Annotated in this window: 13 protein-coding genes; 7 read left to right on the top strand and 6 right to left on the bottom strand. The window is 67.6% G+C overall.

Going from position 1 to position 14,325, the window contains the following annotated elements; translation table 11 throughout:
* Positions 1-66 precede the first annotated feature (66 nt).
* Complete coding sequence (locus ABIA71_RS14795; protein ID WP_354286148.1) at positions 67-774, top strand: squalene/phytoene synthase family protein; 708 nt, start codon at positions 67-69, stop codon at positions 772-774.
* 195 nt (positions 775-969) lie between these two features.
* On the opposite strand, the gene ABIA71_RS14790 is transcribed toward ABIA71_RS14795, so the two are convergent.
* Genes ABIA71_RS14790 through yidD form a run of 3 tightly spaced genes read right to left on the bottom strand, consistent with a single transcriptional unit; the run spans position 970 to position 3,420 of the window.
* Positions 970-1,815, bottom strand: coding sequence for a M23 family metallopeptidase (locus ABIA71_RS14790; protein ID WP_354286147.1), 846 nt, complete (start codon positions 1,813-1,815; stop codon positions 970-972).
* Positions 1,815-3,161, bottom strand: coding sequence for a dihydroorotase (locus ABIA71_RS14785; RefSeq protein WP_354286145.1), 1,347 nt, complete (start codon positions 3,159-3,161; stop codon positions 1,815-1,817). The genes ABIA71_RS14790 and ABIA71_RS14785 overlap by 1 nt, the downstream gene beginning before the upstream one ends.
* 1 nt (position 3,162) lies before the next feature.
* Positions 3,163-3,420, bottom strand: coding sequence for a membrane protein insertion efficiency factor YidD (gene yidD / locus ABIA71_RS14780; RefSeq protein ID WP_019182827.1), 258 nt, complete (start codon positions 3,418-3,420; stop codon positions 3,163-3,165).
* A gap of 272 nt (positions 3,421-3,692) precedes the next feature.
* Between yidD and dksA the strand changes: the two genes are divergently transcribed.
* On the top strand, positions 3,693-4,931 hold the full coding sequence (gene dksA, locus ABIA71_RS14775; RefSeq protein WP_354286143.1) for an RNA polymerase-binding protein DksA: 1,239 nt from the start codon (positions 3,693-3,695) through the stop codon (positions 4,929-4,931).
* A gap of 169 nt (positions 4,932-5,100) precedes the next feature.
* Here the strand turns inward: dksA and ABIA71_RS14770 are convergent, their stop codons facing one another.
* From ABIA71_RS14770 to cysS, 3 genes are all read right to left on the bottom strand, one after another.
* A complete protein-coding gene (locus tag ABIA71_RS14770) occupies positions 5,101-6,354 on the bottom strand; it encodes an MFS transporter (protein ID WP_354286142.1) in 1,254 nt (417 codons plus the stop codon).
* On the bottom strand, positions 6,351-6,800 hold the full coding sequence (locus ABIA71_RS14765) for a SufE family protein (protein WP_128096867.1): 450 nt from the start codon (positions 6,798-6,800) through the stop codon (positions 6,351-6,353). Before ABIA71_RS14765 ends, ABIA71_RS14770 begins: the two co-directional genes overlap by 4 nt.
* A 121-nt stretch (positions 6,801-6,921) precedes the next feature.
* On the bottom strand, positions 6,922-8,292 hold the full coding sequence (gene cysS, locus ABIA71_RS14760; RefSeq protein ID WP_354286140.1) for a cysteine--tRNA ligase: 1,371 nt from the start codon (positions 8,290-8,292) through the stop codon (positions 6,922-6,924).
* A 191-nt stretch (positions 8,293-8,483) separates the two neighbouring features.
* Here cysS and ABIA71_RS14755 point away from each other — a divergent pair, with 191 nt between their 5' ends.
* The 5 genes from ABIA71_RS14755 to ABIA71_RS14735 all read left to right on the top strand — a co-directional run bounded on the left by ABIA71_RS14755 (position 8,484) and on the right by ABIA71_RS14735 (position 14,322).
* Positions 8,484-9,047 (top strand): hypothetical protein, encoded by a 564-nt coding sequence (locus ABIA71_RS14755; RefSeq protein ID WP_354286138.1) that lies wholly within the window; start codon positions 8,484-8,486, stop codon positions 9,045-9,047.
* Positions 9,048-9,442: 395 nt separating this feature from the next.
* Complete coding sequence (locus tag ABIA71_RS14750; protein WP_038687420.1) at positions 9,443-10,453, top strand: N-acetylornithine carbamoyltransferase; 1,011 nt, start codon at positions 9,443-9,445, stop codon at positions 10,451-10,453.
* A 107-nt stretch (positions 10,454-10,560) separates the two neighbouring features.
* Positions 10,561-11,754, top strand: coding sequence for an argininosuccinate synthase (locus tag ABIA71_RS14745; RefSeq protein WP_354286136.1), 1,194 nt, complete (start codon positions 10,561-10,563; stop codon positions 11,752-11,754).
* Positions 11,755-11,834: 80 nt separating this feature from the next.
* Complete coding sequence (locus ABIA71_RS14740) at positions 11,835-12,923, top strand: acetylornithine deacetylase (protein ID WP_354286134.1); 1,089 nt, start codon at positions 11,835-11,837, stop codon at positions 12,921-12,923.
* Positions 12,924-12,996: 73 nt separating this feature from the next.
* Complete coding sequence (locus ABIA71_RS14735) at positions 12,997-14,322, top strand: acetylglutamate kinase (RefSeq protein WP_128097839.1); 1,326 nt, start codon at positions 12,997-12,999, stop codon at positions 14,320-14,322.
* Positions 14,323-14,325: the final 3 nt, after the last annotated feature.

The following is a 14,325-nucleotide window of genomic DNA, read 5'->3' as shown; positions in this document are numbered from 1 at the left end:
AGCCGCTGCGCACCCCCGGTAGGTACCCACCGTTGATGGGTGCCGCCCCTTTGCAAGGAACACCCCGTGACAACTTCCAGTGCCCTCGACAGTTTCCTGGACAAGTGGCGCACCCGCTGGCCGGAATGGTCGGTGGCCGAACCGTTTGTGCCCGAGGCGCAGCGCGCCCTGGTGGTGGCGTGGTTCACGCTGCTGCAGGAGTTCGACGACATCCTCAACACCAGTGGCGACCCGATGCCGGCCGACGCCAAGCTGGCGTGGTGGGGCGAAGAGCTGCGCAGCTGGGCCGGGCAGCGCTCACGCCATCCGTTGGGGCGGCTGCTGGAGCCGGTGCGCGCGCCGTGGACCGCGCTGGCCGATGCGCTGCCGGACCTGATCGACGCCCGCGCGGCCGCGCCGGACCCTGCGCAGGCATTCAAGGTGCTGCAGCCGTACGCGGCCGCGGTGGCCGCGGTGGAAGCGGTGATGTTTGAAGCGCCCGCGCGCGGCGATGTGGCCACCCCGGTGCTGGTGCAGACGCTGGCCCAGCGGCTGAATGCCGCGGGTGTCGCGGCCGTGCCGCGTTCGCTGCTGGCCGCCGGCGATGGCGATGCCGCGCAACGCTGGGCGCAGCAGCTGCTGGCGCGGTGGCCGGCCCGCGTGCCCGGCCCGCGCGCACGGCGCATGTACGCCTCGCTGGCGCGCACGCGGCTGCAGGCCAGTGCGCAGGGCCGCGAACTGAAGGTCACGCCGATGCGCACGCTGTTGCGCACGTGGTGGGCCGGCCGCGGCTGATCGGGCGACCCGTAGCGCCGGGCTCTGCCCGGCTGCTGTTCGCGCGATGGATGGATGGTGGGGAGCCGGCCAGCGGCCGGCACTACCGGTTGCTCGGCGCGCCGGATTGCAGCACCCGTAGCGCCGGGCTCTGCCCGGCTGCCGTTCGCGCGATGCACGGATGGCGGGGAGCCGGCCAGCGGCCGGCACTACCGGTTACTTACCGCGCTCGAGCACCAGCAGTGGGTCGATGCGGGTGTCGAACCAGTTCATGCCCCAATGCAGGTGCGGGCCGGTGGCACGGCCGGTGGCCCCGACCGCGGCAATCACCTGGCTCTGCTCGACCCGGTCGCCCACCTTCACGTCGATCCGGGACAGGTGCAGGAAGTTCGAGCTGATCCCGAAGCCGTGGTCCAGCAGCAGCGTGCCGCCGGTGAGGTACAGGTCCGGGCCGGCGAAGGTGACCACGCCGGCGGCCGGGGCCTTGACCGGCGTGCCGGTGGGGACGGCGATGTCCATCCCCGAATGGCCCGCACCGGGCTGGCCGTTGTACACCCGGGCATTGCCGAAGCGGCCGCTGATGCGCCCCTGCACCGGCCAGATGAAGGGCTTGGCGAAGTCGGCGCGGTCGTCGTCGCGCGCACGCGCCGCCGTCACCTGGGCCTGCTCGCGCTTGATCCGTTCGGCAATCGCCGGGGGCGGGTTGACCGTTTTGGGTGGCACGCCGTTGACGCGTTCGGTCGGCCAGTCGCGCGGGGTCACCGCGATGCTCACCGTGTCACTGCCGCCGTCGGGGCGCTGCACCTGGAGCTGCAGCGGTCCCTTCTCATCGCGGCCGATCCCGAACACCACGCTGCCATAGCCGCTCACCCGCAACGTGCGGCCGGCGTACTGCACCACGCTGCCCGCCGGCACCTTGCCGATCACCATCGCGCCCTGCGAGGCGCTGGCCGGAAACACCACCCGGCTGTCGGCCTGCGCCACAGCGGGGGAGGGCAGCAGTGCGGCCACGCCCACGGCGCCCGCCGCGAGCAGGCCCAGGCCCAACACACGCGCCCGCATCAGCGGTCGAAGCTCATGCGCTGGCCGTTCGGCGCGCCCACCAGCTTCTCGCCGTCCCACGCCAGCTCGCCGTTGACCCAGGTCGAGGCAATGCGCGAGCGGAAGGTCATGCCTTCGAACGGCGACCAGCCGCACTTGGACAGCACGTCCTCACGCTTCACGGTGAACGGCACGTCCTCCACCAGCACCAGGTCGGCGAAGTAGCCTTCGCGCAGGTAGCCGCGCTGGCTCACATCGAACAGCTGCGCCGGGGCATGGGCGAATTTCTGCACCACCTGGGTGATTTCAAGCTTGCCTTCGTGCACCAGCTCCAGCGCGGCCACCAGCGCGTACTGCACCAGCGGCAGGCCCGACGGCGCCTGCGGGTAGGGCTTCTGCTTTTCTTCCCAGGTGTGCGGGGCGTGGTCGGTGGCCAGCACGTCGATCACGTCCTCGGCCACGGCGCGGGTGAGCGCTTCGCGGTCGCTGGCTTCCTTGATCGCCGGGTTGCACTTGATCAGGTTGCCCAGCCGCGCGTAATCGCTGCGGTCAAAGCGCAGGAAATGGATGCAGGTTTCGGCGGTGATCTGCTTGCGGCTGCCGTCGGCGCGGATCAGCGGGCCGCGCTCGAACAGCTTGAGCTCGTCGGCGGTGGAGATGTGCAGCACGTGCAGGCGGGTGCCATGCTTTTTGGCCAGCGACACGGCCAGCTCGGAGGACTTCAGGCAGGCCTCGCGCGAGCGGATGTCCGGATGCTGTTCGGCGCTGAGCGCATCGCCGTACTTCTCGGCGTACTCCTTGGCCTTGGCGTCGATCATCGGGGTGTCTTCACAGTGCGTGATGATCGGCGTCGGCGCGTCGCGGAAGATCGCGTCCAGGGTCTCCGGGTTGTCCACCAGCATGTTGCCGGTGGAGGCGCCCATGAACACCTTGATGCCCGGCGCGGTCTTGGGGTCCAGCGACTGGATGTGTTCCAGGTTGTCGTTGCTGGCACCCATGTAGAAGCCGTAGTTGGCGCGCGCACGGCCGGCGGCGGCGTCGTATTTGGCCTGCAGGATCTCGGCGTTGAGCGTGGGCGGGTTGGTGTTGGGCATGTCCATGAAGCTGGTCAGCCCGCCGGCCACGGCCGCGGCCGACTCGGTGGCGATGTCGCCCTTGTGGGTCAGGCCCGGCTCCCGGAAGTGGACCTGGTCGTCGATCATGCCCGGCAGCAGCCAGCGGCCGGCGGCATCGACCACGGTTTCACCCGGGCGCGCCTCCAGGCTGGCACCGATCTGCGCGATGCGGCCGTTTTCGATGCGCAGGTCGCCCTGGCGGATGGAGCCTTCGTTGACCAGGCGGGCGTTGACGATGAGCGTGGAGGACATTTCAGTGTTTTCCTGTGCAGCGGCAGGCGGCGTCGTGCGCGGCGCGCGGCGGCACCTCGTCGATGCCACCGGGATGGAAGGGATGGCAGCGGCCCAGGCGGCGCGCGGCGAGCCAGCTGCCGCGCGCGGGCCCATGCGTGGCGATGGCTTGCATGGCGTATTCAGAACAGCTGGGCATGAAGCGGCAGCGCGGCCCCAACAGCGGGCTGATGAAGCGCTTGTAGAAGCGCAGCAGGGCAATGAGCAGGCGTGAGATCACCCGACAATCTTAAGGCAGTTGGCATGAAGGGCGCATTTGTCGCAGGATGGGACGTTGGTCCCCTCCGCGCCCACGCGCGTGGCGGGCCGCCCCGGCCGTTGGCCGGGTCAGGTACCGAACTGCGCAAGCCGGCCCCGCTGGACGGGCGGACCGGCTCCACGCCTTGCGACTCCGGGGCTGAACGGAGTAGGCGGTGTGGTTGCTGCTGCTGGTCGGGTAGGCTATAAAGGCCCGCTTTCCCGGGCCCCGGGGAAACCAAGGAAGAGCGTTTCGTGGCTGCTAAAAAAACTGCAAAGAAGGCCGTCAAGGCCGCCAAGAAAACCGCCAAGCCTGTTGCTAAGAAGTTGGCGGCCAAGTCCGTTGCCAAAAAACCGGCCCCCAAGCCGGCTGGCAAGCCTGCATCCAAAAAACCGGCGGCCAGGACGGCACCCGTAAAGAAACCGGTCGTCAAGACCCCGGCCAAGGCGGTGAAGAAAGCCGTCGCCAAGAAGCCGGTGGTCAGCAAGGCGCCGGTGAAGAAGGCTGCACCCGCCAAGAAGGTCGTGGCCAAGAAGGCCGCGGTGACCAAGCCGGTCGCCAAGGCGCCGGTGAAGAAGGCCGCACCGGCGACGACCGTCGCGAAAAAATCCGTGAAGCCGGCAGCTGTCACGCCGGCCTCCAAGCCTGCACCGGCGAAGAAGGTGGCGGCCAAGCAGCCGCCGGCCAAGCCGGTGAAGGCAAGTAAAACCGCCAGCAAGCCCGTGGCAACCAAGCCGGCCGCCAAGCCGGTTGCAGCACCCGTAGTGAAGTCCGCACCGACGCCGGCATCGCCGGCGCCGGCCAAGTCTGTCCCGGCCAAGAGCGCGGCCAAACCTGTTACCCCACCGGCGTCCGCGCCGGCGCCGGCAGCAGCGGCCCCCGCCTCCAAGGCCCCGCAAAACAAGAATCCCGTGCCCGTTTCGAAATCGCCTGCAAAAACCCCCGCCAAGTCCGAGTCCGCCCCCAAGCCCGTGTCGCGTCCGGTCGGCAAGGTCGCCGTTGCCGTGGCAGCGCGCTCGTCCGCCCCGGCACCGCGCACCAAGGTCAAGGTGGTGGAGTACAAGACTGACGAAGCCACCGGTCGTCCGATCCTGCCCGACGGCTACAAGCCGAGTGCGGAAGAGGAATACATGAGCCCGCTGCAGCTGGAGTATTTCCGCCAGCGCCTGCAGCACTGGCGCAATGATCTGGTCGAGGAATCCAAGCAGACCATCGCCAACCTGCAGGAAGAAGTGCGTGACATCGGCGATGAAGCCGAACGCGCCACCCGCGAGACCGAAAACTCGCTGGAACTGCGTACCCGCGATCGTTACCGCAAGCTGATCGGCAAGATCAACAGCACGCTGAAGCGTCTGGAAGACGGTGACTACGGCTACTGCGTGGACACCGGCGAAGAGATCGGCCTGGACCGTCTGGAAGCGCGTCTCACCGCTGAGCGCACCATCGACGCCCAGGAACGTTGGGAGCACCTGCAGAAGCAGCAGGGCGACTGAGGTTCTGGTGGTTGATGAATAGTGAAAAGCCCGGCTTCGGCCGGGTTTTTTTGTGGTTCGGTGGCGAGGGGTGAGGGGTGACCCGCCAGCGCCTTGACGGTGCGTCGCATGTGCGGGTCGGAACCCATCGCGGTGGTGCGATGACGGCGTACCGACCAACGGTCGGTACCTACTGCAGATCCCGCAGGTTCAACCGGCGCAGCGTCGGATTCTTCCAGGCGGTGATGCCGGCCACGCTGAGCACGGCAAAACCGCCCAGCACCACGGCCGGGGCCAGGCCCAACAGTTTGGCCATCGTGCCCGCATAGAACGCGCCCAGTTCGTTGGACGAGCTGATGAAGATGCCGTTGATGGACGACACCCGGCCGCGCATTTCCTCCGGCGTGGCCAGCTGCAGGATGGTCGAGCGGATCACCACCGACACCCCGTCGAAGGCACCGTAGAACAACAGGATCAGCGCCGACAGCCAGAAGCTGTGCGACAGCCCGAAGCCGATCACGCACAGGCCGAAGCCGGCCACCGCGAACAGCAGCACGCGGCCGGCATTGCGCTGCAGCGGCCGGCGGGCCAGCCACAGGCCCACGCAGACCGACCCGAGCGCGGGCGCGGCGCGCAGGATGCCCAGGCCTTCCGGGCCGTGGTGCAGGATTTCATGCAGGAACGCCGGCAGCATCGCCACCACGCCGCCGAGCAGCACCGAGAACATGTCCAGCGCCATCGCCCCGACCATGATCCGGTTGCCAAGCACGAAGCGACCGCCTTCGGCGATGCTCTTGAAGATCGGCGCGGCCGGGCCGCTGTGCACCGGTTCGGAGACGCGCAGCACGGCTAGGCAGCCAACCGCGACCAGCGCGACCGCCACGGCCACGCCGTAGGCCACGCCTTTGCCACCCCAGGCCACCAGCAGGCCGCCCAGCGCCGGGCCGGCCACCATGCCGGCCTGGAACACCACCGCGCCCAGGCCCGCACCGCGCGCGTACTGCTGGCGCTCGAGCACGCGGGCGAACAGGGCGTTGTAGATCGGCGACAGGAACGCGCGGACCATGCCGGTCATGGCGATGGCCGCATAGATCGGCCACACCCCGTGGAACGGCAGCCAGCCCTGTGCAACGGCGGTGAGCACCACGGCGGTCAGCACCAGGCCGCTGGCGGCGACCATGCCCAGCCGGCGGCGGGGCAGGTGGTCGACCAGGTAGCCGGCGAACGGGGCCACGCAGAAGAACGGCAGCACCTCGGCCAGCCCCACCAGGCCCAGCGAGAACGGATTGCGGGTCACTTCGTAGATGTGCCAGCCCACCGTGACCGCCACGATCTGGTAGGAGAGCATCGCGCAGATGCGGTAGGCCAGCAGCAGCGAGAAGCCGGGACGGGCCAGCAGGGTCAGCGCGCTTTCGGCGGGCTCGGCAGGGGCGTCGGTACTCACGACTGGGCGTGCTGCGACTGCGCGGTCTCGCGGATGAAGGCCAGCATCGCCGCAACGCCGTTGCTGCGGGTCGGTGACAGGTGGCGGGACAGCCCGATGTCCTGGATGTAGCTCGGTTCGGTGGCCAGGATCTCGGCCGCCGAACGGCCCGAATACACCCGCAGGGCGAGGTAGATCAGCCCGGAGACGATCGCCGAGTCACTGATGGCGTGGAAGCGCAGCTGCTGCGCGTTGCCCTCGGGCACGATCCACACCATCGACTGGCAGCCGAGCAGGCGGTGCTCTTCGGTCTTCCACGCGTCGGGGAAGGTGGGCAGCTTGCGGCCGAGGTCGATCAGGTACTGGTAGCGTTCGGACCAGTCACCGAAGAAGGCGAATTCATCGGCGATGGCCGCCTGTGCCTCGGCAGCGGTGGGTTCAAGCGGGAACGGGGAAGCAAGGGTCATGGGGGACTCCGGGCCGGTAGCTGCCTTCCGTGGTCAGGCCGTGATGGTTCGGGGGGAACACCCGGCCATCCGTGGCCGGATCTGTGTCGCGGTAGCGCCCGGCGGTTGGCCGGGCGGCGAATCAACGCTTGCGCACCCAGCGCACGCCCTGGGCGGTATCTTCCAGCGCGATGCCCTCAGCGGCCAGCTGGTCGCGGATGGCGTCGGCGCGGGCAAAGTCGCGGCCCTGCTTGGCGGCGGTGCGGGCGTCGATCAAGCCCTGGATGCGCGCATCGTCATCGCTGTCGCCCGGTGCGTTGCCAAACCAGGCGGCCGGATCCTGCTGCAACAGGCCCAGCGCCAGGCCAGCGCCGAGCAGCGCGGTCTTCCAGCGGGCCTGGTCGGCCGGCGCGGCCTTGCGTGCCTCGCCGGCGATGCGGGCCAGTTCGGCCAGCGCCTGCGGCGTGTTGAGGTCGTCGTCCAGGGCCGCTTCCATCTCGGCCGGGATGACCGCGGTGGCCTCCACGGCCGCCAGGTCGCGCAGGGTGCCGTACAGCCGGTCCAGCGTGCGCGCGGACTGTTCGATCAGCGCGTCGGACCAGTCCAGCGGCTGCCGGTAGTGCGCCGACAGCAGCGCGTAGCGCAGCGCCTCGGGGGCGTGCTTGCGCACCAGGTCGTGGACGCGCTCGATATTGCCGATCGACTTGCTCATCTTGGCGCCGCCAAAGTTGAGCATGCCGTTGTGCAGCCAGAACCGGGCGAAAGTCTGGCCACCGTGCGCGCACTCGCTCTGCGCAATCTCGTTTTCGTGGTGCGGGAACTGCAGGTCCACGCCACCGGCATGGATATCGATGGTCGGGCCCAGATGCGCGGCGGCCATCGCCGAGCATTCGATGTGCCAGCCCGGGCGGCCCCGGCCCCACGGCGATTCCCAGCCCGGCAGGTCGTCGCTGGACGGCTTCCACAGGACGAAGTCGCCCGGGTCGCGCTTGTACGGGGCCACGTCCACGCGCGCACCGGCCAGCATTTCGTCCGGGTCGCGGCGCGACAACTTGCCATAGCCGGCATAGGAACCGACCGAAAACAGCACGTGGCCTTCGGCGGCGTAGGCGTGGCCGGCCGCGATCAGCTGCTCGATCATGGTGACGATCTGCGGGATGTGCGCGGTGGCTTCCGGCTCGATGTCCGGCGGCACCACGCCCAGCGCGGCCATGTCTTCCCGGTAGGCCGCGGCAAACCGGTCGGTGATCGCCGAGATCGGCACGCCCTGGTCACGCGCGGCGGTGTTGATCTTGTCGTCCACGTCGGTGATGTTGCGGGCGTAACGCAGGCCACCGAAGCGGCGCCGCAGCAGGTCGGCCAGCACCCCGAAGACCACCGGGCCGCGGGCGTTGCCGATGTGGACATAGTTGTAGACCGTGGGGCCGCACACATACAGGGTCGGACAGGTCGGATCGAGCGGGGTGAACGGTTCGAGCTGGCGTGTCAGGTTGTTGTGCAGGCGCAGGGTCATGGGGGCGGTGGTTGGGGGCAAAAGGGGGCGAGCCCGCGATTTTAGATCACATCGGCGCCCAGCGCCGGAGCCGCGCGGCAACCGGCTCGGGGCAGGGGGGCTATGGGCAGAATCATCGCGGAAGGGTAATGTTCAGCCCCTTGTGCCTGGCACTGCCTAAACTATCCCTCTTGTCCACTTCCCTGTTGCCAATGAAATCCGCTTCGTTGCTGACCCTGACCTGCCTGCTTGGCGGTGCTGCCTCCGTGGCCTGCGCCCAGGACGGCGAGGTCCGGAACCGGGTGGTGATCGTGGAGAACGTGAAGTTCGACTACGCCCAGGTGCTCAACGTCGAACCGGTGTTCCAGACCCTGCGCGCGACCCGCACTGAAGAACATTGCGAGCCGGTGTCCACGCGCACCCTGGCCCCGGTCAACGTCACCGGGGAAGAGCCGCAGGAAGACAAAGGCCGGTTCGGCCGTTTCATGGACTCGGTGCGCTCGATCTTCCGCCGCGAAGACGGCACCGAGGAAGAGATGCCGGTGGCCGAAGCGCCCGCGCCGGCCGCCAACAACGGCCCGCTGTTGACCCGCGAATGCCGGATCATCCCGGTAGGCCGCGAGTTCCGCCGGCCGATCGCCTATGACGTGGATTACGTCTACAAGGGCACCAAGTACCGCTCGCGCCTGCCCGAAGATCCGGGCAACCGGCTCAAGATCCGCGTCTCGATCACCCCGTGGATCGGGGCCGAGCAGGGCGGCGCGGCCAATCCCTGAGACGGCTCACCGGCCTCGCGAGGGGCGTCCGGCCCCGTGACAGGGCGTACCCCCGCCTGGGTGTGTGCCCCCGATTGACATTCAGGCCTTGCACCCACCCGGGGTGCATGCAAAGATGGGCGGCCATGAAACTCACCGACTTCCAGCACGACACCAGCGCCGCCCGTATGGCTACGGGCATGACGTCGCGTGCCCGCCGACCGGAACCCCACATTTTCGCTGGGTAACCGGAGCTTCGTGCTGTCTGTTCGGAAAACCCAGCCCCCGCGCTGGGTTTTTTCGTTTCTACGATCTGAAAAGTTTCATCTGTATACGTTTTGTTGAGCCCTGAACGCGCCCCGGCGCCCCCAACCTCCGCCGGAAACGGTGGAAAACCAGCCGCAAAGGATCGATCGATGTCCCTGAAGCACTTCCTGAACACCCAGGACTGGAGCCGCACCGACCTGGATGCCCTGCTGACCCAGGCCGCGCTGTTCAAGCGCAACAAGCTGGGCGACGAGCTCAAGGGCAAGTCGATTGCCCTGGTGTTCTTCAATCCCTCCATGCGCACCCGCACCAGCTTCGAGCTGGGCGCCTTCCAGCTGGGTGGGCACGCCATCGTGCTGCAGCCGGGCAAGGACGCATGGCCGATCGAGTTCAACCTGGGCACGGTGATGGACGGGGACACCGAGGAGCACATCGCCGAAGTGGCCAAGGTGCTGGGCCGCTACTGCGACCTGATCGCCGTGCGCGCCTTCCCGAAGTTCATCGACTGGGCCAAGGACCGCGAAGACATCGTGCTCAAGAGCTTCGCCAAGTACTCGCCGGTGCCGGTGATCAACATGGAAACCATCACCCATCCGTGCCAGGAACTGGCTCACGTGATGGCGCTGCAGGAGCATTTCGGCACCCAGGACCTGCGCGGCAAGAAGTACGTGCTGACCTGGACCTACCACCCCAAGCCGCTGAACACCGCGGTGGCCAACTCGGCGCTGACCATCGCCACCCGCATGGGCATGGACGTGACCCTGCTGTGCCCGACCCCGGATTACATCCTGGACGAGCGCTACATGGGCTGGGCCGAGCAGAACGTGGCCGAGAGCGGTGGGTCGCTGCAGGTCAGCCACGACATCGCCAGCGCCTATGCCGGCGCCGACGTGGTGTACGCCAAGAGCTGGGGCGCGCTGCCGTTCTTCGGCAACTGGGAACCGGAAAAGCCGATCCGCGACCAGTACCAGCACTTCATCGTGGACGAAGCCAAGATGGCGCTGACCAACAACGGCGTGTTCAGCCACTGCCTGCCGCTGCGCCGCAACGTGAAGGCCACCGACGGCGTGATGGACTCGGCGCAGTGCATCGCGATCAACGAAGCTGAAAACCGCCTGCATGTGCAGAAGGCCATCATGTCGGCGTTGATCGGCCGGTAAAGCCGACACGGGCATCGAATAGTTCAGCCGACCAACGCATCGAATATTTCAGCCGACCAACGGTCGGCTCTACACCGCATCTTTATCCCCAATTGGACCTGACCCCCATGAGCAACAAAGACATCGTCCTGGCTTTCTCCGGTGGACTCGACACCAGCTTCTGCGTGCCTTACCTGCAGGAGCGCGGCTACAACGTGCACACCGTGTTCGCCGACACCGGCGGCGTGGATGACGAAGAGCGCGATTTCATCGAGAAGCGTGCCGCCGAACTGGGCGTCACCAGCCACGTCACCGTCGACGGTGGTCCGGCGATCTGGAGCGGCTTCGTCAAGCCGTTCGTGTGGGCCGGCGAAGGCTACCAGGGCCAGTACCCGCTGCTGGTCTCCGACCGGTACCTGATCGTGGACGCCGCACTCAAGCGCGCCGCCGAGCTGGGCACCAACATCATCGCCCACGGCTGCACCGGCATGGGCAACGACCAGGTCCGCTTCGACCTGGCCGTGAAGGCGCTCGGCGACTACCAGATCGTCGCGCCGATCCGCGAAATCCAGAAGGAACACACCCAGACCCGCGCCTACGAGCAGAAGTACCTGGAAGAGCGCGGGTTCGGCGTGCGCGCCAAGCAGCAGGCCTACACCATCAACGAGAACCTGCTGGGCCTGACCATGTCCGGCGGCGAGATCGACCGTTGGGAAGCGCCGGGCGAGGGTGCCCGTGGCTGGTGCGCACCGCGTGCCGAGTGGCCGGAACAGGCACTGACGGTCACCCTGAAGTTCGTCGAAGGCGAAGCCGTCGAGCTGGACGGCAAGGCGCTGCCGGGTGAGCAGATCCTGGCCAAGCTCAACAAGCTGTTCGCCCCGTACGGCGTGGGCCGTGGCGTGTACACCGGCGACACCGTGATCGGCCTGAAGGGCCGCATCGTGTTCGAAGCGCCGGGCCTGGTCTCGCTGCTGGCCGCGCACCGCGCGCTGGAAGACGCCGTGCTGACCAAGCAGCAGAACCGCTTCAAGCCGGACGTGGCGCGCAAGTGGGTGGAGCTGGTGTACGAAGGCTTCTACCACGACCCGCTGAAGACCGACATCGAGGCCTTCCTGAAGTCCTCCCAGGCCAAGGTCAACGGCGAAGTGGTGCTGGAAACCCGTGGCGGTCGCGTCGATGCCGTCGCGGTGAAGTCGCCGCACCTGCTCAACACCAAGGGCGCTACGTATGCGCAGTCGGCCGACTGGGGCGTGGAAGAAGCCGAAGGCTTCATCAAGCTGTTTGGCATGAGCTCGACCTTGTACGCGCAGGTCAACCGCTAAGGCGATTCACCGGGTGCCGGCCGCTGGCCGGCGCCGCGCAACGCCGATACCGATTTTGAACCCTACGGGTACTCAGACACATGCTTGAACAGACACTCGATCACCTGCAGCAGCTCGTGTCCTTCGACACGCGCAACCCGCCGCGTGCGATCACCACCGGCGGCATCTTCGATTACCTGCGTGCGAACCTGCCCGGGTTCAACGTGGAGGTGATCGACCATGGCGACGGTGCGGTCAGCCTGTATGCGGTGCGTGGCACGCCGAAGTACCTGTTCAACGTGCACCTGGATACCGTGCCGGACTCGCCGCATTGGACGGCCGATCCGCACGTGATGCGGCGCGCCGAGGATCGCGTGATCGGACTGGGCGTGTGTGACATCAAGGGCGCTGCGGCGGCGTTGGTGGCCGCAGCCAACGCCAGCGATGGCGATGCCGCGTTCCTGTTCTCCAGCGACGAGGAAGCCAACGATCCACGCTGCATCGCCGCGTTCCTGGCCCGTGGCATTCCGTATGAAGCGGTGCTGGTGGCCGAGCCGACCATGAGCGAAGCGGTGCTCGCGCACCGTGGCATCAGTTCGGTCCTGATGCAGTTCACCGGCCGCGCCGGGCATGCCTCGGGCAAGCAGGATGCGGCGGCCAGCGCGCTTCACCAGGCCATGCGCTGGGGCAACCGCGCGCTGGACCATGTGGAATCGCTGGCCCATGCACGCTTCGGTGGGCTGACCGGCCTGCGCTTCAACATCGGCCGGGTCGAAGGCGGTATCAAGGCCAACATGATCGCGCCCGCCGCCGAAGTACGGTTCGGCTTCCGCCCGCTGCCGTCGATGGACATCGATGCACTGCTGGCCACCTTCGCCGGGTTCGCCGAACCGGCCGCCGCGCAGTTCACCGAAACCTTCCGGGGCCCCAGTTTCCCGGCCGGCGACATCGCCGAAGCGGAAAACCGCCGCCTGGCCGCGCGCGACGTGGCCGATGCGCTGGATATTCCGATCGGCAACGCGGTGGACTTCTGGACCGAGGCCTCGCTGTTCTCAGCCGGCGGCTACACCACGCTGGTGTACGGCCCGGGCGACATCGCCCAGGCCCACACCGCCGATGAGTTCGTGACGCTGGAGCAGCTGCAGCGTTACACCGAATCCGTGCACCGCATCATCGCGCGCGGCGCCTGATCGAATGACGCCGTCGTGGCTCCCCACTGACGGAACCCCCATCGCGGCCCCGGCCGCCTGTGACGATACCGAAATGCCTTCTTCCCAGCCCCACCGCCAGACCCGCCAGACCATCGTGCGCCTGCTTTCGAGCATGGCCAGCGCGAAGGAGATCAGCCAGTACCTCAAGCGTTTCTCGCAGCTGGACGCCAAGCGCTTTGCCGTGGTCAAGGTCGGCGGCGCGGTGCTGCGCGATGACCTGGACGCGCTGACCTCCTCGCTGTCGTTCCTGCAGGAAGTCGGGCTCACCCCGATCGTGCTGCACGGCGCCGGCCCGCAGCTGGACGCCGAACTGTCGGCGGCCGGCATCGTCAAGGAAACCGTCAACGGCCTGCGCGTGACCTCGCCGGAAGGCCTGGCGATCGTGCGCCGGGTGTTCCAGGCCTCCAACCTGCAACTGGTGGAAGCGCTGCAGCAGAACGGCGCCCGCGCCACCTCGATCACCGGTGGCGTGTTCGAAGCCGAGTACATGGACCAGGCCACCTATGGCCTGGTGGGCGAGGTGAAGAAGGTCAACCTGGCGCCGATCGAAGCCAGCCTGCGCGCCGGCTCGATCCCGGTGATCACCAGCCTGGGCGAAACCCGCTGCGGGCAGATCCTGAACGTCAACGCCGATTTTGCCGCCAACGAACTGGTGCAGGAACTGCAGCCGTACAAGATCATCTTCCTGACCGGCACCGGCGGCCTGCTCGACGAAGAGGGCAAGGTGATCGACTCGATCAACCTGTCCACCGAGTACGACCAGCTGATGCAGCAGCCGTGGATCCACGGCGGCATGCGGGTGAAGATCGAACAGATCAAGGACCTGCTGGACCGGTTGCCGCTGGAGTCGTCGGTGTCCATCACCCGGCCGTCGGACCTGGCCAAGGAACTGTTCACCCACAAGGGCTCGGGCACGCTGGTGCGCAAGGGCGAAAAGGTGCTGCGCGCCACGTCGTGGGACGCACTGGACCTGCCGCGCCTGAAAGGCCTGATCGAATCCAGCTTCGGCCGCACCCTGGTGCCGGATTACTTTGAAAAGACCAAGCTGCTGCGCGCCTATGTCAGCGAGAACTACCGCGCCGCGGTGATCCTCACCGACGAGGCCGAAGGCGTGTACCTGGACAAGTTCGCGGTGCTTGACGACGCGCAGGGTGAAGGCCTGGGCCGCGCGGTGTGGAACGTGATGCTGGAGGAAACCCCGCAGCTGTTCTGGCGCTCGCGCAATGGCAACCCGATCAACCACTTCTACTACGCCGAGTCCGATGGCTGCTACAAGCAGGGCACCTGGAAGGTGTTCTGGTTTGGCGCCGACGGCTTCGAGCGCATCCGTACCTACGTTGAACACTGCGCCCTGCGCACCCCGAGCCTGGAGGGCTGAACC

This window comes from Stenotrophomonas sp. 2619, assembly GCF_040548725.1.
Taxonomy (GTDB): Bacteria; Pseudomonadota; Gammaproteobacteria; order Xanthomonadales; family Xanthomonadaceae; genus Stenotrophomonas; species Stenotrophomonas maltophilia_AP.
This window is presented reverse-complemented; position numbering and strand designations above follow the sequence as displayed.